The organism is Roseomonas sp. CECT 9278 (assembly GCF_918698155.1).
Classification (GTDB): Bacteria; Pseudomonadota; Alphaproteobacteria; order Acetobacterales; family Acetobacteraceae; genus Neoroseomonas.
In genome coordinates this window covers 45,222-63,554 of record NZ_CAKKLX010000029.1, presented here as the reverse complement: position 1 = coordinate 63,554, position 18,333 = coordinate 45,222, and the positions used below count along the sequence as shown (strand labels likewise).

The 18,333-nt window shown below is 71.1% G+C and carries 16 protein-coding genes and 1 pseudogene; 7 read left to right on the top strand and 10 right to left on the bottom strand.

The window, feature by feature from the left end; genetic code table 11:
• On the bottom strand, positions 1-468 hold a 468-nt coding region (locus LQ222_RS17725), incomplete at its 3' end, for an Hpt domain-containing protein (RefSeq protein ID WP_230168170.1).
• 93 nt (positions 469-561) lie between these two features.
• Entirely contained in the window at positions 562-1,185 is a 624-nt protein-coding gene (locus tag LQ222_RS17720; protein WP_230168169.1) for a histidine phosphotransferase family protein, read from the bottom strand.
• A gap of 116 nt (positions 1,186-1,301) precedes the next feature.
• Between LQ222_RS17720 and LQ222_RS17715 the strand changes: the two genes are divergently transcribed.
• From LQ222_RS17715 to LQ222_RS17685, 7 genes are all read left to right on the top strand, one after another.
• Positions 1,302-1,457, top strand: a complete 156-nt coding sequence (locus LQ222_RS17715) for a DUF3553 domain-containing protein (protein ID WP_230168171.1) — start codon at positions 1,302-1,304, stop codon at positions 1,455-1,457.
• Positions 1,454-2,209 (top strand): sulfite exporter TauE/SafE family protein, encoded by a 756-nt coding sequence (locus LQ222_RS17710; RefSeq protein WP_230168168.1) that lies wholly within the window; start codon positions 1,454-1,456, stop codon positions 2,207-2,209. The genes LQ222_RS17715 and LQ222_RS17710 overlap by 4 nt, the downstream gene beginning before the upstream one ends.
• Before the next feature lie 125 nt (positions 2,210-2,334).
• The gene (gene moaA, locus LQ222_RS17705) at positions 2,335-3,357 is read left to right on the top strand and encodes a GTP 3',8-cyclase MoaA (RefSeq protein WP_230168167.1); all 1,023 of its coding nucleotides are present in this window, start codon (positions 2,335-2,337) and stop codon (positions 3,355-3,357) included.
• Positions 3,350-3,742 carry a hypothetical protein gene (locus LQ222_RS17700; RefSeq protein ID WP_230168166.1) on the top strand — a complete coding sequence of 131 codons (393 nt, stop codon included), beginning with the start codon at positions 3,350-3,352 and terminating at the stop codon, positions 3,740-3,742. Before moaA ends, LQ222_RS17700 begins: the two co-directional genes overlap by 8 nt.
• Before the next feature lie 153 nt (positions 3,743-3,895).
• A complete protein-coding gene (locus tag LQ222_RS17695) occupies positions 3,896-4,741 on the top strand; it encodes a carbon-nitrogen hydrolase family protein (protein WP_230168165.1) in 846 nt (281 codons plus the stop codon).
• Positions 4,738-5,499 carry an NAD kinase gene (locus tag LQ222_RS17690; protein ID WP_230168164.1) on the top strand — a complete coding sequence of 254 codons (762 nt, stop codon included), beginning with the start codon at positions 4,738-4,740 and terminating at the stop codon, positions 5,497-5,499. The genes LQ222_RS17695 and LQ222_RS17690 overlap by 4 nt, the downstream gene beginning before the upstream one ends.
• Complete coding sequence (locus tag LQ222_RS17685) at positions 5,496-6,668, top strand: MFS transporter (RefSeq protein WP_230168163.1); 1,173 nt, start codon at positions 5,496-5,498, stop codon at positions 6,666-6,668. Before LQ222_RS17690 ends, LQ222_RS17685 begins: the two co-directional genes overlap by 4 nt.
• A gap of 99 nt (positions 6,669-6,767) precedes the next feature.
• On the opposite strand, the pseudogene LQ222_RS17680 reads toward LQ222_RS17685, so the two are convergent.
• The 8 genes and pseudogenes from LQ222_RS17680 to LQ222_RS17645 all read right to left on the bottom strand — a co-directional run bounded on the left by LQ222_RS17680 (position 6,768) and on the right by LQ222_RS17645 (position 18,309).
• Positions 6,768-7,526: pseudogene (locus tag LQ222_RS17680) on the bottom strand (IS5 family transposase).
• 74 nt (positions 7,527-7,600) lie between these two features.
• Complete coding sequence (locus tag LQ222_RS17675; RefSeq protein ID WP_230168162.1) at positions 7,601-8,842, bottom strand: FAD-binding oxidoreductase; 1,242 nt, start codon at positions 8,840-8,842, stop codon at positions 7,601-7,603.
• A gap of 133 nt (positions 8,843-8,975) precedes the next feature.
• Entirely contained in the window at positions 8,976-9,935 is a 960-nt protein-coding gene (locus tag LQ222_RS17670; RefSeq protein WP_230168161.1) for an ABC transporter ATP-binding protein, read from the bottom strand.
• Positions 9,932-10,918, bottom strand: coding sequence for an ABC transporter ATP-binding protein (locus LQ222_RS17665; RefSeq protein WP_230168160.1), 987 nt, complete (start codon positions 10,916-10,918; stop codon positions 9,932-9,934). Before LQ222_RS17665 ends, LQ222_RS17670 begins: the two co-directional genes overlap by 4 nt.
• Positions 10,915-11,805 carry an ABC transporter permease gene (locus LQ222_RS17660; protein WP_230168159.1) on the bottom strand — a complete coding sequence of 297 codons (891 nt, stop codon included), beginning with the start codon at positions 11,803-11,805 and terminating at the stop codon, positions 10,915-10,917. Before LQ222_RS17660 ends, LQ222_RS17665 begins: the two co-directional genes overlap by 4 nt.
• Positions 11,805-12,812: an ABC transporter permease gene (locus tag LQ222_RS17655; RefSeq protein ID WP_230168158.1), complete on the bottom strand. Its 1,008-nt coding sequence runs from the start codon at positions 12,810-12,812 to the stop codon at positions 11,805-11,807. Before LQ222_RS17655 ends, LQ222_RS17660 begins: the two co-directional genes overlap by 1 nt.
• The gene (locus LQ222_RS17650; RefSeq protein WP_230168157.1) at positions 12,809-14,401 is read right to left on the bottom strand and encodes an ABC transporter substrate-binding protein; all 1,593 of its coding nucleotides are present in this window, start codon (positions 14,399-14,401) and stop codon (positions 12,809-12,811) included. The genes LQ222_RS17655 and LQ222_RS17650 overlap by 4 nt, the downstream gene beginning before the upstream one ends.
• Complete coding sequence (locus LQ222_RS17645; RefSeq protein ID WP_230168156.1) at positions 14,398-18,309, bottom strand: hydantoinase B/oxoprolinase family protein; 3,912 nt, start codon at positions 18,307-18,309, stop codon at positions 14,398-14,400. Before LQ222_RS17645 ends, LQ222_RS17650 begins: the two co-directional genes overlap by 4 nt.
• Between the last annotated feature and the right edge of the window lie 24 nt (positions 18,310-18,333).

The window sequence follows — 18,333 nt, the reverse complement described above, 5'->3', positions numbered from 1 at the left end:
GGGCGGCGCGGCCTCGGCGGCCTGGACAACCGGCGCGACCTCGGCGGCGGATGGCGGCGGCGCGGGCATGGCGGCGGCGGCGGCGGCGATCCGCCCCTCCGCGGCCTCGTTCAGCGCGGCGATCAGCGGGGCATCGTCGCCCGCCGGCTCGGAGCCCGTCGTCTCCAGCCCGGCGACGATCGCCTTGATGCAGTCGAGCGAGGAAAGGATCAGGCTGATCCCCGCCGGCGTCACCGGCAGCGACCCGTCGCGGTAGCGCCCGAGCACGTTCTCCGCGGCATGCGCCACGGCTTCGAGCCGCGACAGGCCAAGGAAGCCGCAGGTGCCCTTGATGGTGTGCACCAGGCGGAAGACCTCCGACAGCGTCGGCTGGTCGTCGGGAGTCCGCTCCAGCCGCAGCAGCGCGGAATCGAGCGCCGTCAGCCCTTCATGCGTTTCGGTCAGGAAGTCGGCCAGAAGATCGTCCATCGCCATCCCCGGGGGTGCTTGCCCGGGCAGGATGCGCTGGCGGCGCCGAATAATCGGTAAAGCCCGCGGTGGCCGCAGCCACCGCGGGGCGGCTTATTCGCCGATGCTCAGCAGCAGCGGCGCGCAGCCCTCGCCGGGCGCCATCGCCAGGCTCAGCCGCACGCTGCCCGCCGCGGCGGTGGCGGCCAGCCACAGCGAGAGCACCTCCCGCCCGGTGGGCTCGCCCGCCAGGGGCGCGCCGGCCACCGCGCGCAGCAACGCCGGCGGCCAGGCGGCGCGCTGGCCCTCGGGCAGCACCGCCATTTCGCGATGCGGGTCGCCCACCAGGCGCACCACGCCGCCGCGCGGCAGCGCCTCGCCGCCCAGCAGCATGGCGGTCAGCAGCACAGGCACGACCTCCTCGGCCACCATGATGCCGGCATCGAGCGCGGCGGCATCGGCGCTGGCGCGGCCACCGGCGATCTCCCCGGCGGCCAGGCCGAGCACCGTGCCAAGCGCCGATTCCCCCTGCCCGCCCAGCAGGGCGCGCCACAGCAGCAGGCGCCGGCGCAGCACCGCGGCGGCATCGACCGCCAGCTCGGCCGCCTCCCCGCCCGCGCCGTCCAGCAATTCGAGGGCATTGCCCACGGTGCCCGCCACCCCGCTGATGTCGTGGCACAGGCGAAGACCAACCAACCGCGCCAGGCGCAGATCGGACAGCGGCGGTACGGAGGGCATGGCCCGGGACATCCCTTGCGTCATGGGCTGAGACAGTATCCTCTGCGGTGCTTCCGCCATGTTAGCGCCCGAAACGTGACGCCATCGTTCCAGTGACATCCATCATCGAGCCAGGCATGCGCGTCCGCCTCCCCGGCCAACCCGACTGGGGGGTCGGGCAGGTACAGTCGGTGACAGGCGATCGCATCACCGTCAATTTCGAGCACGCCGGGAAGGTCTTGATCAACGCCGCGGTGGTTGTGCTGGATGTCGTGGGGGATGACCGGCGGTGACTGCCTGGATCGACGCTGCCACCCCGCTGCTGCTGGACTGGCGGCTGGCGGGGGCGGTCCTGGCCACCGCGATCGCCGGCATCATGCGCGGCTATTCGGGCTTCGGCACGGCGGTGATCCTCGCCCCGGTCTATTCCCTGCTGTGGGGGCCGCGCGCCGGCATCCCGGTCATGCTGCTGATGGAACTGGTGGTGTCGGTGCAACTGCTGCCCGGCGCGATCAAGGATGCCGACCGGCGGGTGGTGCTGCCGCTGGGCGGCGCGGCGGCGGTGGCGACGCCGCTCGGCGCCTGGATCCTGCTCAGCGCCGATGGCGAGTCGCTGCGCCGCTTCATCGGCGGCTTCGTGCTGGTATTCGGGCTGCTGCTGATGTCGGGCTGGCGCTACCACGGCTCGCGGCCGCTGCCGCTGAACCTGGCGGTGGGCACCGCGGCGGGGCTGCTGAAGGGCGCCACGGGCATGAGCGGCCCGCCGGTGATCCTGTACCTGCTGGCCGGGCTGGAGGAAGCGAAGCGCCACCGCGCCAACCTGATCCTGTTCTTCGCCACCATCGCCGTCATCTCGGTGTTCCCGCCGCTGTTCGGCGGGCTGATCGACCTGCCGGTGCTGGTGCGCCTGGCGGTGCTGCTGCCGGTGATGGCGCTGTCGGTGCCGATCGGCGCGCGGCTGTTCCGGGTGGTGCCGGACCGGCTCTACCGCCCCTTTGCCATGGCCGTGCTGCTGGTGGCGGGCGGGCTCGCGCTGTTCGGCTAGCGGCGCCGGCCGTCGCGCCGGGCGGGCCGGCGGCGCCGGCGATGGCCCGGCCCCGACGGCACGCCTGCCATGCGGGCCGGGAAAGGGGCTTGCGGCGCCCGGCCCTCCGGCCCCAAATCCTGGTCATGCTGGACGCTGCTCCCTCGCCGGCCACCCTGACCGACCCCTTCGGGCGCGGCGTGACCTATCTGCGCGTGTCGGTCACCGACCGCTGCGACCTCCGCTGCGTCTATTGCATGGCCGAGGACATGACCTTCCTGCCCAAGCGGGAGATCCTGTCGCTCGAGGAAATCGACCGGCTGTGCGGCGCCTTCATCGCGCTGGGCACCGACAAGATCCGCCTGACCGGCGGCGAACCCCTGGTCCGCAAGGGGGTGATGACGCTGGTGCGATCGCTGGGCGCGCGGATCGGCGCCGGGGGCTTGCGCGAACTGACCATCACCACCAACGGCACGCAGCTGGCCAAGATGGCCGACGACCTGTTCGCCGCGGGGGTGCGGCGCATCAATGTCTCGCTGGATACGCTCGACCCCGCCGCCTTCGCCGCGCTGACCCGCTGGGGCAGGATCGAGCAGACGCTGGATGGCATCTTCGCCGCCAAGGCCGCGGGCCTGGCCATCAAGATCAACGCCGTGGCCATGAAGGGCGTGAACGAGGACGAGTTCGACCGCCTGGTCGCCTGGTGCGGCGAGCACGGCTTCGACCTGTGCCTGATCGAGACCATGCCGATGGGCGAGATCAGCCAGGACCGCACCGACCAGTACCTGCCGCTGTCGCTGGTGCGCTCCCGCCTGCGGCAGGCCTGGACGCTCACGGATACCGACTACGCGACCGGCGGACCCGCCCGCTACGTGACGGTGCAGGAGACCGGCCGGCGCATCGGCTTCATCACGCCGATGACCCATAATTTCTGTGAATCCTGCAATCGCGTGCGCCTGACCTGCACGGGCACGCTGTTCATGTGCCTGGGCCAGGACGATGCGGCGGAATTCCGCGACCTGCTGCGCGACCCGTCGGTGGATGATGCGGCGCTGGCGCAGGCCATCCGCGACGCCATCGCGCGCAAGCCCAAGGGGCATGACTTCGTGATCGACCGCCGCCGGAAGGCGCCCGCCGTGGCGCGGCACATGAGCATGACCGGTGGCTGACACCCTGCACGGGCTGATCGACCGCCTGGCGATCCCGGGCCTGCCATCCTGGGTGGGACTGGTCATCCTGCTGGCGATCGGCATCTCGGTCCTGGCCTTCCTGGCGATGCCCTATTCGGTGTTCGGCGTGAAGTCGCGGCTTGAGGCGATCGAGGCCGAGCTGGCCGACCTGCGCGCCGAGATCCGCGCGCTGGTCCGCCAGCCGGGTGCCAGTGCGCGCGCGCCGGTCGAGGAAGACTACGTGGCGCCGCCGCGCCGCGCCGAACCACGCATCGTCGCCCCGGAGCCGAGCCTGGCGCCGCCCGTGCCCCCGCTGGCGGCGCGCCCCCTGCGCGGTCGCAACGAACCGCGCTTCGACCGACCCAAGGCGGATCGCGGCGCGTGAGCGGCGCCGTGGCGCCATGACGGACGACCAACGACTCGGATCGTGCGGCTGCACGATCCGGGAGCGCACAGACCATCAACCGCGCCCGGCGCGCCAGTGCGTGGCGCGCAGGCAAGCCGGCCGGATGGCCGGCGCCCGCCGCCTGAGGGCCCCATGAAAATCTCGATCATCCAGTTGAACCAGGGCTCCGACAAGGCGGCGAACCTTGCCGAGGCGACGCGGCTGATCGAGGCCGCCATCGCCGCCGACCGCCCCGCCCTGGTGTCGCTGCCCGAGACCTGGACCAACCTCGGCGGCGGGCGCGACAGCCGCCGCGCCGCGGCCGAACTGCTGCCCGAACCCGGCGGCGAAGGCGGTGCCGCGTACGAGATGCTGCGCGGCCTGGCGCGCCGCCACGGCATCACCGTGCATGGCGGCTCCATCATCGAGGATGGCGGCGAGAAGCTGTTCAACACGACGCTGGTCTTCGGCCCCGACGGCGCCGAGATCGCCCGCTACCGCAAGATCCACCTGTTCGACATCACCGCCCCCGACGGCACCGGCTATCGCGAAAGCGCGCTGTATGGCGGCGGCACGGAGCTCGCGCTGTTCGAGGCGGGCGGGGTCCGCTTCGGCTGCACCATTTGCTACGACATGCGCTTCCCGGAACTGTACGTGGAACTGCGCCGGCGCGGCGCCGAGGCCATCCTGGTGCCCTCCAACTTCACGCTGCAGACCGGCAAGGACCATTGGGAGGCGCTGCTGCGCGCGCGTGCCATCGACACGCAATGCTGGATCATCGCCGCGGCATCCTACGGCACCTACGAGGAACGCGGGGCCGCGCGCAGCGTCTATGGCCATTCCCTGGTGGCCGACCCCTGGGGGCATGTGGTCGCGAAATGCAGCGACGGCGTCGGCTGGGCGACCGCGCGAATCGACCGCGCGGTGACCGAGCGCGTGCGCGCCGGCATGCCGTTGCTGGAACATCGCGACGCCGCACGGGCCCGGGCGGCGACGTGACGCGCCTCGCCATCCTCGCCGCGCAGAACGAGGCGGCGCGGGCGGCGCAGGAAGCCCTGGCGGCGCGCTACGGCGCGGCGGAACCCGACAGTGCCGACGTGATCGTGGCGCTCGGCGGCGACGGCTTCATGCTCGAGACGCTGCACCGCTTCATGAACCGCGGCATGCCGGTCTATGGCATGAACCGCGGCTCCGTCGGCTTCCTGATGAATGACTGGCGCGAGGACGACCTGCCCGAACGCATCGCCGCCGCGCAGGCCTCGACCCTGCACCCGCTGCGGATGCGCGCCTTCTGCAACGGCACCGCGCCGGTCGAGGCGCTGGCCATCAACGAGGTCTCGCTGCTGCGCGAAAGCCGCCAGGCCGCCAAGGTGCGAATCCTGGTGGATGGCAAGCAGCGGCTCGAGGAACTGATCTGCGACGGCATCCTGGTGAGCACGCCGGCCGGCAGCACCGCCTACAACCTGTCGGCGCATGGGCCGATCGTGCCGCTGGGGGCGAACCTGCTGCCGCTGACGCCCATTTCGGCCTTCCGCCCGCGGCGCTGGCGCGGCGCGCTGCTGCCCGCGGATGTCGAGGTGGTGTTCGAAATCCTGGAACGCGACAAGCGCCCGGTCGCCGCCGTGGCCGACTACACCGAGGTGCGCGACGTCGCCCGCGTCGAGGTGCGCGAGGCGCGCGACGTCTCGCTGACCCTGCTGTTCGACCCCGACCACGGGCTGTCCGAACGCATCATCGCGGAGCAGTTCACGGTGTGAGCGGGGGCGGCCTGTCCGACCGCGCGCTGATCTGGGGCATGGCGGTGACCCAGCTGGTCGGCTGGGGCACGCTGTTCACCCCGTTTCCGCTGATGGTCGCGCCGATGGAGGCGGAGCTCGGCTGGTCGCGCGTGCAGCTCAACGCCGCCTATACCACCGGCCTGCTGGCGGCGGGGCTGGCGGCGGTGCCGGCCGGGCGCTGGTTCGACCGGCATGGGGCGCGCGGCATGATGGGCCTGGGCACCGCCCTGGGCGCCGTGCTGCTGGTCGCCTGGAGCCTGGTCGGCCACCCCATCGCCTTCTTCGCGATCTGGATCGGCATCGGCATCGCGCAGGCGATCGGCCTGTGGGGCATCGCCATGGCGGTGGTGGTGGAACAGGCGCGCGACGCCACGCGCAGCATCACCATCATCAGCCTGGTCACCGGCTTCACCGGCACGGTGTTCCTGCCGCTGACCGATGCGCTGATCGGCGCCCTGGGCTGGCGCGGCGCCTTGCAGGCGCTGGCGGTGCTGCAACTCGGCTCGGTGCTGATCACGGTGCTGATGCTGCGCCACGAACGGCGCCCGACGCCCGGCGCCGCCCCGCCGGCGCCGCGCGTGCCGCTGCTGGCCCGGCTGCGGCAGCGCGCCTTCCTCGGCCTGGCGGTGTGCTTCGCGGCGCATGCCTTCATCGCCACCGGGCTCGGCGCGCACCTGATCCCGTTGCTGCGCGAACGCGGCTGGCCCGAGGCGACGGTGCTGCTGATCGCCGCCGCCCATGGGCCGGCCCAGGTGGTCGCGCGCGCCGTGCTGTTCGCGGCGGGCCGGCGCGCCAGCCTGCGCCGGGTGGGGCTTTGGGCGGCCGGCCTGGTGCCGGTCGGGATGCTGGCGCTGGCGGCCGGGCCCGCCAGCCTGGCGCTGACCATCGTGTTCCTGCTGGCCTGGGCGATCGCCGACGGGCTGATGACCATCATCCGCGCCGCCGGCACCGCCGAGATCCTGGGGCGCGAGGGCTACGGCACGGTGACCGGCGCGCTCGCGGTGATCTCGATGCCGCCGCGCACCGGGGCGCCGCTGCTGCTGGCGCTGCTGTGGGAGGGGCTGGGCGGCTACGGCCTGGTGCCCTGGCTGCTGGTGGCGGTGGGGCTGGTCGGCGCGGCGGGCTACGCGGTGGCCGCCAGGCGATAGCGGCCGCGGTCAGAGCTGGCTGCGTTCGCTCGCGCTCACGTCGCAGGCTCCAGCCTGTTGTTTTCAGAGCAGCTTCACGCGTTCTGAACGCGATCCGCTCTAGGCTCCAGACTCATTCACGTCCAACTGAATGAGCATGGCGGCGATGGTGATGGCCGCGGCGAAGTTGGCGGCGTGCTTGTCGTAGCGTGTGTGGATGCGGCGCCCGTCCTTCAGCCGCCCGATGGTGCGTTCGATGATGTTGCGCGCCGTGGAGGCGCGCGCGTCGAACGGCTGCGGCTTCTTGCGGGATGGGTTGTTCGGGATGACGGGCGTGGTGCCGCGCCCGATCAGGAAGTGTCGCATGCCGTTGCTGTCGTAGGCGGTATCGGCGAACACCTGGTCGGGCACCGGCAGGCCGGCCAGCAGGCCGTAGATCGCCCATCTGACCTGGCGTGACGGCGAAGGCGAGGACGCGGCCTGCGCCGTCCACGACCAGGTGGATCTTGGTGCCGCGCCCGCCGCGCGAGCGGCCTATGGCCTGGAAGTCGGCCCCCCTTTTCCGCCTGCTGCCGAACGGTGTGCCTTGGCTGTCGTGCTGTCGATCAACTGCCGCCCGCCTGGTGTGGCCTCGACGAGCGCGGCAAGCATGCCGGCCCAGATGCCGCGCCCCGACCAGCGGTGGTAGCGGTTATATATGGTGGTCGAGGGGCCGTAGCAGGCTGGGCAGCCCTGCCATCGCCCGCCGTTCCTGAGCATGTGCACGATGCCGCTGATGACGCGCCGGTCGTCCACTCGCCGCGCGCCAGGCTGGTTCGTCGGCAGCAGTGGCGAGATCACCGCCCACTGCCGGTCCGACAGCCAGAACTCTCCCGCCATGATCCACGCTCCAAAGCCCCGAAGCTTGAATCGCAAACCGCCGCGCCGCTCCCAGAACTGACTGGGTTTGGAGCCTAGAAGCGTTCGGCGCGATACGGCCTGGGATCGGTGAAGGGTTGATCGCCGGTCATCATCTCCGCCAGCAAACGTCCCGTCGTCGGCCCCAGCGTGAAGCCTTGGTGGGCGTGGCCAAAAGCGCACCAGGCGCCCGGCTGCCCGGGCAGCGGACCGATGATGGGCAGCATGTCGGGCGTGCAGGGGCGGATGCCCATCCATGGCGCATCGTCCACGCGCTCCGCCAGCGGCAGCAACCCGCGGGCGACCGGTTCGGCGCGGTCCAGCTGTACCGGCGTCGGCGCTGCGTCGACACGGGCGAACTCGGCGCCGGTGGTCAGCCGGATGCCCGCGCGCATCGGGGCCAGGAGGAACCCGCTGTCGGTGTCGAGGATCGGGCGGTTCAGCACCGCATTCCCCCGCAACCCATAATGCATGTGGTAGCCGCGCTTGCCGAACAGCGGCGGTGCATACCCGAAGCGCTGCGTCACCTCGCCCGCCGCGACGCCGAGCGCGATGACGACTTCCGCGGCGTCGATCGGCCCATCGGCGCCCTGCACACGCCAGCCAGACCCGGTCCGCTGCAGTGTGGCGGCGTCACCAAGCACGATGCTGCCGCCTGCCGCGGCGAATTGCCCGGCATAGGCGAGGGTCAGCGCATGCGGGTCGCTGACCGAGACAGGATCGGTCCAGTGGATCGCCCCGACGCGCTCGGCCAGCAGATGCGGCTCGGCCGCGGCCAGGGCGCGGCCGTCCAGGACCGCGAAGTTGACGTCGTAGTCGCGCCGCGCGACCTCGGCCTGCGCCACGGCGGCATCCAGCCGCCGCTGGTCGCCGAACAGCCGCATCCAGCCGATCGGCCGCAGCAACGGCATCGCCTCCGTGCCGCGCGCGCAGGCCAGGTGTTCGTCGAGGCTGGTGACGATCAGCCGCGAGTAAGCCTGCACCGCATCGAGGTAGCGCGCCGGTTCGGAATGCCACCAGTAGCGCAGCAGCGGCGACACGAAGCCCGGCAGCGCCAGCGGGTGGTACACGGCGTCGATCGACTGGTTCTTCGCGATGCGCAGGATCTCCGCCATGGCGCGCGGAAAGGGGTGCGGATAGACGGCTTCGCGCTGGATCAGCCCGCCATTGCCGAAGGACGCGCCGAGCCCCGGGGCCTGGCGGTCCGCCAGCACCACATCGTAGCCGCGCCGGCGCAGGTGCAGCGCCACCGAAACACCGACCATTCCCGCGCCAAGCACGATCGCCGATGGGGGCATTCCCGCATGGTCCTTGTGGTTGTCGATGGTGAGTGTGCAGGCGCGCCACGCTGTCGATCAAGACGCGACGGCGATCTCCCTGCGCATCGCGCCGCGCGGATCATGCGACCCGATGCGGTCCTTGCGCGGCGGCTCAGAGACTGAGCGGGCAGCGCACATGGTGCCCGTCCCCGACCGCCAGCAGCGGGGGGATGGAGGACCTGCACGCATCGACCGCGATCGCGCAGCGCGGGTGGAAGGCGCAGCCCTGCGGCGGTGCGGCCGGGTTCGGTGGTTCGCCCGCGGCCGCCGGTGCCATCCCGCGCGCGCCCAGCCGCGGCACGGACCCAAGCAGCGCGCGCGTGTAGGGATGCCGCGGCGCGCCCAGGACCGCCGCCGCCGTCCCTTCCTCGACCACGCGGCCAAGATACATCACCGCCACGCGCTCGCAGACCTGGCGCACCACAGCCAGGTTGTGGCTGATGAACAGATAGGCGAGGCCGCGCCGCGCGCGCAGTTCCTCAAGCACATCGAGGATCTGCGCCTGCACTGAGACATCGAGCGCCGAGGTCGGCTCGTCCAGCACCAGCAACTCGGGCTGCAGCGCCAGCGCCCGCGCGATGCACACGCGCTGCTTCTGCCCGCCGGAGAGTTCGTGCGGAAAGCGGTGCAGGAAGGCGGAGGGCAGGCCGACCTCGGCCAGCAGCGCCGCGACGCGATCGCGCAGCGCACGCCCCGATGCGACGCCGTGGATCCGCAGCGGCTCGGCCACGGCATCCTCGGCCGACAGGCGCGGATCGAGCGCCGCCGAAGGGTTCTGGTGGATCAGCTGCATGCGCCGCCGCAGTGGGCGCATGGCGTGTTCCTCCAGCGCCGTGATGTCCTGCCCGTCGAAGCGGATGGTCCCGGCGCTGGGCGGGATCAGCCGCAGCAGCAGCCGCGCGAGCGTCGACTTGCCGCAGCCGCTCTCGCCGACGATGCCGAGCGCCGCGCCGCGTGCCAGCACGATGTCCACATCCGCCACCGCCTGGATGCGCGACGCAGGCTGGAACAGGCCGCGCCTGCCTTCGAAGGTCTTTGCGAGCCCCTGCGCGTGCAGCAGCGCATCCGTCATGGCACGGCGTGGTGGCAGGCGACGGCGCGGCCTGGCAGCAGGGCGCGCGGCAGGGGCTTCTCGGTGCGGCAGCGGTGGGTCGCGGCGGGGCAGCGCGGATGGAAGCGGCAGCCCGTGGGCGGCGCGATGAGGCCCGGGATGCTGCCGGGGATGCCTTGCGGGCGATGATCCGGCCTGTCGAGATCCGGCACCGCCGCGATCAGGCCACGCGCATAGGGGTGCAGCGGCCGCGCCAGCAATTCGGTGGTCGGCGCCTCCTCCACCACGGTGCCGGCATACATCACCGCGACGCGCGCGCAGCTTGCCGCGACCACGCCAAGGTCGTGGCTGATCAGCATCAGCGCCAATCCGCGATCCGCCACCAGCCGCGCGATCAGCGCCAGCACCTGCGCCTGCACCGTGACGTCGAGAGCCGTGGTCGGTTCGTCCGCCACCAGCAGCGCAGGTTCGCCCGCCAGCGCCATCGCGATCAGCACGCGCTGGCGCATGCCGCCGGAGAGCTGGTGCGGATGGCTGTCCAGCAGCCGCGCAGGTTCGGGCAAGCCGACCGCGGCCAGCAGTACCGCCGCCAGCGCCCGCGCCGCGTGGCGCGGCCGCGCGCGCGCACCGGCGGCGGCATCCTGGCCGCGGATTGCGTCCTCCATCTGCGTGCCGACCGACAGCAGCGGGTTGAGGTAGGAGGCCGGGTCCTGAAACACCATCGAGATGGCGCGGCCGCGCAGCTTCCGCATGCCGCGTTCGGGCAGGCGCAGGATGTCGTCGCCGCGGAAGCGGATCTCGCCGGAGACGATGCGCGCCGGCGGCGACGGATTGAGCGCGAGCAGGCTGCGCGCCAGCACCGACTTGCCGCAGCCCGTCTCCCCCACGATGCCGAGCGTGTCGCCGGCATTCAGCGTCAGGTTGATGCCGTCCAGCACCTGCGCCGTGCCGTCGAAGGTGTCGAAGGACAGGCGAAAGTCGCGGATCTCGACCAGCGCGGTCATCCGCGGTTGCTCCGTGGGTCGAGGATGTCGCGCAGCCCGTCGCCGAGCAGGTTGAAGCCGAGCACGGCCAGGTAGATGAACACCCCCGGCGCCATCGCATACCACCACCATTCCGGCAGGTAGCCGCGCGCGATCGAGATCATCGCGCCCCATTCCGGCGTCGGCGGCTTGGCGCCGAGCCCGATGAAGCCGAGCGAGGCGACGGCAAGGATCGCCTGGCCGATATCCATGCTCATCTTCACGATCAGCGGGGAGATGCTGTTGGGCAGGACATGTCGGCGCAGGATCCGCGCGCGCGAGGCGCCGGCGACGCGCGCGGCCTCGATGAAGGGTTCCTCGCGGATCGACAGCGCCTTGGATTCCGCAAGCCGCACATAGCCCGGCCACCACACCAGGATCAGCGCCACCATCGCGTTGCCGATGCCGGGGCCGAGTGCGGCGACCAGCGCGATGGCCAGCACCAGGCCGGGCACCGACAGGAACAGGTCGGTGAAGCGCATGATGGCTTCGCGCAGGCGGCCGCCCGCCAGCCCGGCCAGGATGCCGAGCGGCACGCCGATCGCCGCCGCCGCGAAGGTGATGCCGATACCGACCAGCAGCGACACCCGCGCGCCCACGATCACCCGCGTCAGGATGTCGTTGCCGACCTCGTCCGTGCCGAACCAATGCGCGCGCGATGGCGGCTGCAGCTTGTTCGCCAGGTTCACGCCACCCGCCACGTCGTCCGGGTACGGCACGATCCACGGCCCGATCAGCGCCAGCACGACGATCCCGGTGACCAGGAACAGCCCAAGCATCGAGGAAAAGGAGCGCGTGAGCAGCCATAGAGCCAGGCGCAACCGGCGGCGTGGCGGGGCGGCGACGGTCTCCTCGGCGGCGGCGGACATCAGGCCCGTCGCAGGCGCGGGTCGAGCACGCCATAGAGCAGGTCCACGATCAGGTTCGCGACCATGAAGTTCAGCCCGACGATCAAGGTCACGCCCATCACCGGCTTGAAGTCGCCGGCAATGGCGGAGGAGACGGCGTAGAGGCCGATGCCCGGCCAGTCGAACACGGTCTCCACCAGCACCGTGCTGCTCATCATCCAGCCCCAGCGCAGGCCGATGATGGCGAGCGTGGGCAGCATCGCGTTCTTCAGCGCGTGCACCATGACGATGCGCCAGGGTGTCACGCCATGCGCGCGCGCCGCCGTGACGTAGTCGGTGCGCAGCGCCTCCACCATCTCGCTGCGGTTCACCCGCAGGATGGAGGCCATGCAGGGCAGCGACAGCACGATCGCCGGCAGGATGATGTGCGACAGCGCCTCGTGGAACAGCGCCCAGTTGCCGCGCAGCAGGCTGTCGACCAGCAGCAGGCCGGTGATGGCTGGCGGGGGTTCCGTGAACACCGAGATGCGTCCGCTGGTCGGCAGCAGGCCAAGCCAGGTGGCGAAGGCCAATTGCAGCAGCAGCCCGAACCAGAAGGGCGGCAGAGCGATGCCCGAGACGGCAAAGATGCGCGTCACCTGATCCGCCGGTCCGTCCTTGCGCAACGCGGATAGAACGCCGAGCGGCACGCCGAACAGCACACCCAGCAGCATCGCCAGGATCACGAGTTCCAGCGTCGCGGGGAAGTACCGCGAGAGATCCGTCCCGACCGATCGCCCGGTCGTGATGGAGCGGCCGAAATCGCCCCGCGCCAAGTCTGAAAGGTAGCGCAGGAACTGCTCGGGCAGCGGCCGATCCAGCCCGTAGTCGCGGCGCACCCGTTCGATCTGCGACCGCCCCGCATCGGGCCCCGCCGCCAACGCCGCCGGGTCGGACGGCGCGACATTGGCGATGACGAAGGTGAGGCAGACCAGCCCGAACAGCATCAGCCCCGCAAGGCCGATGCGACGAAGGACGTAGCCGATCAACCGACGGCCCAGAGCGGGTAGAGATCGATCTCCCCGGTGAAGCGCACCGGGCTGAAGGCGAAGCCGCGCACATAGTCGCGCCGTGCCCAGATGCGGTTCGCCACCATGCCGAAGATCTCCGGCTGGTCGGCGACGATCTGCGTCTGGATGCGTGCATACAGCGCCATGCGCTTGGCGTGGTCGGTCTCGGCCCGCGCTTCGTCGATCATGCGCGACACCTCGGCATTCTCGTAATGCGCGGTACCGTAGTACAGGCCCCAGGAGGAACGGTGGTACTGGTAGGCGACCGTGTCCGGGTCGGTGCCCACGGGCGTGACATAGATCGACATCATGGCCGGCGATGTATCGGGCTTCGACCCGCGGCTGGTCATGGTCGGCCAGGGCTGGCCCACGATGTTCACGCGGATGTCGAGGGCGCGCAGGCTGTCGAGCAGCGCCAGGCCGATGCGCCGCGCATCCTCCAGCCCCTGCACATGCACGTATTCCAGCTCGATCCCGCCATTGGGCGTGCCGCTGCGGCGCAGGAAGTCGCGCGCCTTGTCGAGGTCGCGGCGCGGGATTCCCGGCACGTCGATGTGCCCGGCCATCGATGCGGGGAACGGGCTGGTCATCAGCGTCGCCGCACCATTGTGGATGGCCAGCAGCGAATCATAGTCGAAGGCATGAGCGATCGCCTTGCGCAGGTTGATGTCCGCGGTCGGACCCTGCTGGCAATTGAACTTGATGCCGAAGGTGGTGGAGCCCTTGTGGTTCTCCACCGCGACGCCAGGCAGGCGCGCGAGCTGGTCGATGTCGTCGGGCGTGAGGTTGGTGATGATGTCCGCCTCGCGCCGCTGCAGCGCGGCGCGGCGCGGCGCCGCCTCGCGGATGATGCGGTAGATGATGCCGGACAGCCGGTCACTCTCCGCCATCGGCCAGCCCTTCCAATAGGCCGGCACGGCATCGAGGTGGATCAGCGTATTGGCATCGAAGCGGCGCAGGCGGAACGGGCCGGAGCCGGCGGCGTTCTCGGTCAGCCATTTGCGGCCGAGATCCGTGCCGTCCTGGTTCGCCATCACCTGGCGCGGATTCACGATGTACCACCACGGCACATAGGACAGGAACGGCGCGAAAGGCCGGTCCAGCGTGAAGCGCACGGTGCGCGCATCGACCGCCGCGATGTTCTCCGGCTTGAGGAAGTCCTTCAGCATCCAGGCGATGCCGGCGTTCAGCCGCAAGCCGCGCTCGAAGGAGAAGCGGACGGCCTCGGCGTCCACCGCATCGCCATTGTGGAACTTCGCGTTGCCGACCAGGTGGAAGGTATAGGTCAGGCCATCGGCCGAGACCTCGTGCCGTTCCGCGAGCCAGGGCACGATGCGCGGTGGGTCGCCCTCGTACTTCAGCAGTGCGTCGTAGACCGACTGCTGGATCATGCGCGTCGACCAGTCGTAGCGCACATGCGGGTCGAGCACCGGCACCTGCTGGTTGCCGGAGAAGACCAGCACCTTGCGGTTGCCGTCGCGCTCGAAGGCCCAGGAGATGCCCGGTGCGGTCACGCCGAGTGTTGCGGCAGCCGCGAGGAATCCGCGGCGGGAAGGATGATCGTTCATGCTGAACCCCCGGTCGTTGCTGCCATGGCCCGGTCCGCGCCGGCGTCCGGTTGCGCCCGTCGCCGCGCCGTGGCGACCGGGTCGATGCGGCCATCCGGTCCGAGCACGACACCATAATCGCGCTCGGCACCTTCGGCCGTGACGTAGCCGTCGTCCAGGTCGGCCTGTACGGCTTCGATCGGGCGGTCGCGCGGTTCGCCAAAGCCGGAGCCGCCGGCGATCCGTCCCTCGATCTCAGTGGCCGGGTCATGCAGCGCCACCATCTCGCCGGCGCCGACGTCGCGCGCATCGGCGTCGCCGGACGCCTTCACCGCGCCGCGACCCGGCGCGCCCGGCCGCCCGCCGAACAGCCCTTCGGGCTTCAGCCCAACGCCCTCGGGATACAGCCCGACCATGATCGGCTCGGGACCATCGAGCAGCCGCCGCGCGCGCATGCGCTGGCCCAGCCCGCCGCGCTGCCGCCCGGCACCGCCGGTATCGGCGACCAGCCCTTTCTCGAGCACCAGCACGGGCATGCGCGATTCCAGCAGTTCGACCGGCGTATTCGCCGCGGAGGTCGGGAACAGCAGCCCCGACTTGCCGTCTGCCTTCGACGACGCTCCCTGCCCGCCCCCCATGAAGAAGTGGTCGGACGCGATGCGCCCCTGCTTGTTGCGCCCGTAGAAGCCGAATGATTTCGGTAACCCTGTGAAGGCCTGCACCCTGTCCGGGATCGCGGGGGCCAGGGCGCGATACAGGTTGGGCCCGATGAACCAGGACAGGCGCGTGCGATACGCGACCGCCGCCGGCGGCTTGCAGTTCAGCGCGGAACCCTCCGGCGCCACGACGCTGATCGGCGCGTAGCAGCCCGCATTGCCGCGCACGCCAGGTGTCAGCATGCATTTCAGCGGATAGGAGGAATGCGCCGCCGTCACGTTCATCGTGCAGTTCAGCCCGCCGCGCGGCAGCGTCGGCGGCGCCTCGACATGCTCGACATGCACGGTGTCGCCGGCCTTGTGGACGCGCACGCGGTAGCGCAGCGGCTCGCCGAGCGGACGATTCTCGATCTCGCTTTCGTACACGCCGTCCGGCACGGCGCGGATGGCGGCGCGCGTCGCGGCCTCGCTGCGCCCCTGCACGACGGCGGCCAGCGCGGCCAGGTCCTGCAGACCGTATTCCTCCATGAAGGCGACCAGCCGCTGCGCGCCCAGCGCATTCGCGGTCACCATGGATTCGACATCGCCCAGCACCTGGTCGCTGTTGCGGATGTTCTGCGCCATCAGGCGCAGCAGCGACCGGTCCGGCATGCCCGCCGCATAGAGCTTCATCGGCGGAATCTGGAAGCCTTCGTCATAGATCTCGCGCGCCGCCAGCGGATCCTTCACGCCGCCGATATCGCTGACATGGCCGACCGTGCCCATCAGCGCGACGACGCGGCCATGGTGGAAGACCGGCGTGACCAGCGCGATGTCGAACAGGTGCCCCGCGCACAGCCACGGATCGTTGGTCACCAGGACGTCGCCGGGCTTCAGTGTCTCCGCCGGGAAGTGCTCCAGCAGCGCCTTCACGCAACGGGTCAGCGTCAGGTTGAAGAGCGGCATGGCGCGTGGCGAATGCGCCAGCGGGTTGCCCTGCGCGTCCAGGATCTCGTTCGCGAAGTCCTGCGCCTCGGCGATGATCAGCGAATACGCGGTGCGGCAGACCGTCTGCCACATCTCCTCCACGATGGAGATCAGGCGCGACCACATGATCTCGAGGCCGATCGGGTCGGCCTCGATGCGCGCCACGGCCTGCTCGATCGCCATGCCGGGCGTCACCAGCGCCTCCGCCTTCGCGGCCGACCCGACCGTGATCCGCAGGTTCAGCACGGCATCGATGCTGAGCGTGTCGCCGGGCGCGATGATGGTGGTTGCCTCGCGCTCCTCGATGATGGCGGGACCCGGCACGCGCGTTCCCGGCGTCAGCCGATAGCGGTCATAGACCGGCGTGTCGTGGAAGCGGCCGTCGAACCAGGCCGGGCGGCTTCCTTTCAGGGCCGCGCCCTCGCCTGCCGCGGCGCCGACCGCGCCGGACACGGCGATCGGGGGCTCGGGTGAGACGACGCGCACGCGCAGCGACAGCAACTCGATCTCGGCATCCTCGACCACGCGGGTATAGAGCCGCTGGTAGGTCTCGACGAAATGGGCGCGGATCGCGGGCAGGCTGCCGGCATCGATCGCGCCCTGCGGCAGCGGCACCATGATCTGGTGCAGCTGGCCAGCCATCCGCATCTCCGCCGTGCGCTCCACGCGCATCGCGCCGTCGTCGATGCCGGCGCTGCGCAGGCGCGCGCGGGCATCGCTCTCCAGCGTCGCGAGGGCCGTCGCGATCGCCGCGAAATCCGCCCCGGCGCCGAGAGGCGCGATCAGGCTGCGCGACGTCTCGAAGGCCAGCGGGGCGGCGAGGAAGCCGAGCGCCGAGGCCGCCCCCGAGGCCGGCGGCACCAGCACTTCCGTGATGCCGAGGATGCGCGCGACGCGCGCCGCATGCGCCGGCCCCGCGCCACCGAAGGCGACCATCGCGTAGCGACGCGGATCGCGCCCCTTCTCCACCAGATGCACGCGCGCCGCGCCGGCCATCGCTTCGCACACCACGGCATGCACGCCCCAGGCGGCCTCGATCGCTGGCAGGCCGAGCGTGGCACCGAGCCTCGCGAGCGCCGCTTCCGCCGCTGCGCGATCGAGCGCCATGGCCCCGCCCAGGAAGAAGCCGGGATCGTAGTAACCCAGCAGCAGGTTGGCGTCGGTCACGGTGGCCTGTTGCCCGCCTCGCCCGTAGCAGGCGGGCCCCGGGTCGGCGCCCGCGGAATGCGGCCCGACCTTGATGAGCCCGGTCTCATCCACGCCGGCGATGGAGCCGCCGCCGGCGCCGATCTCGATCATGTCCACCACGGGGGCGCGGATCGGCAGCCCGGAACCCCGCTTGAAGCGATGGACGCGCGCGGCTTCCATCATCGGCGCTACCTCGGCGCGACCGTTCTCGATCAGGCATGCCTTGGCGGTGGTGCCGCCCATGTCGAAGGCCAGCGCATCGGGCAACCCCGCCGCGCGCGCGAACAGCACGGTCGCGAGAGCACCGCCCGCCGGCCCGGATTCGAGCAGCCGGATCGGCAGGGCGCGCGCCACCTCCGGCGCGCAGAGCCCGCCATCGGACTGCATCAGCCGCAGCGTTCCGGCGAAGCCCAGCGCCTCCATCTCGTGGATCAGGCGGCCGAGGTAGCGGTCCATCAGCGGCTGCACGAAGGCATTGGCGCAGGTGGTCACGCTGCGTTCGTATTCGCGGATCTCGGGCGCGACCTCGCTCGACAGGCTGATCGAGACATTGGGGAAGGCGGCGCGCAGAACCGCCGCGGCAGCCTGTTCATGCGCCGGATTGGCGTAGGCGTGCAGGAAGCAGATCGCGATCGCCGTGCAGCCTTCGGCCACCAGCTGCGCCCCCGCGGCGCGGACCTCCGCCGCATCGAGCGGCGCGACGGTCTGCCCGTCATGCGTCACGCGCTCGGTGATCTCGATCCGGCGCCGTCGCGGCACGATCGGGTCGGGGAACTTCAGGAACAGGTCGTAGATGTCGTAGCGCTGCTCGATCCCCAGTTCGAGCACGTCGCGAAAGCCGCGCGTGGTCAGCAGGCCGGTGGTCGCGCCACGACGCTCGATCAGCGCATTGGTCACCAGCGTGGTGCCGTGCAGCACCTCAGACAGCGCCGACACCGCGATGCCGGCATGCGCCGTGATGGCGCGAATGCCCGCCAGCGCGCCCTCCGCCGGGTCGGCCGGCGTGGTCAGGCACTTGTGCAGCGTGATGCCGCCCGTCGCGGCATCGAGCAGCACGAAGTCGGTGAAGGTGCCGCCGATATCGAAACCCAGGCGGTAGCGCGGGGAAGGACTGGTCACCGTGGCCCGTTCCATCTGTTCACC

Excerpts from the sequence above, each read along its gene's own strand:
- LQ222_RS17720 (WP_230168169.1), bottom strand. The coding sequence starts at position 1,185 with ATGCCCTCCGTACCGCCGCTGTCCGATCTGCGCCTGGCGCGGTTGGTT.
- LQ222_RS17715 (WP_230168171.1), top strand. The coding sequence starts at position 1,302 with ATGCGCGTCCGCCTCCCCGGCCAACCCGACTGGGGGGTCGGGCAGGTA.
- moaA (WP_230168167.1), top strand. The coding sequence starts at position 2,335 with ATGCTGGACGCTGCTCCCTCGCCGGCCACCCTGACCGACCCCTTCGGG.
- LQ222_RS17695 (WP_230168165.1), top strand. The coding sequence starts at position 3,896 with ATGAAAATCTCGATCATCCAGTTGAACCAGGGCTCCGACAAGGCGGCG.
- LQ222_RS17675 (WP_230168162.1), bottom strand. The coding sequence starts at position 8,842 with ATGCCCCCATCGGCGATCGTGCTTGGCGCGGGAATGGTCGGTGTTTCG.
- LQ222_RS17670 (WP_230168161.1), bottom strand. The coding sequence starts at position 9,935 with ATGACGGATGCGCTGCTGCACGCGCAGGGGCTCGCAAAGACCTTCGAA.
- LQ222_RS17665 (WP_230168160.1), bottom strand. The coding sequence starts at position 10,918 with ATGACCGCGCTGGTCGAGATCCGCGACTTTCGCCTGTCCTTCGACACC.
- LQ222_RS17660 (WP_230168159.1), bottom strand. The coding sequence starts at position 11,805 with ATGTCCGCCGCCGCCGAGGAGACCGTCGCCGCCCCGCCACGCCGCCGG.
- LQ222_RS17650 (WP_230168157.1), bottom strand. The coding sequence starts at position 14,401 with ATGAACGATCATCCTTCCCGCCGCGGATTCCTCGCGGCTGCCGCAACA.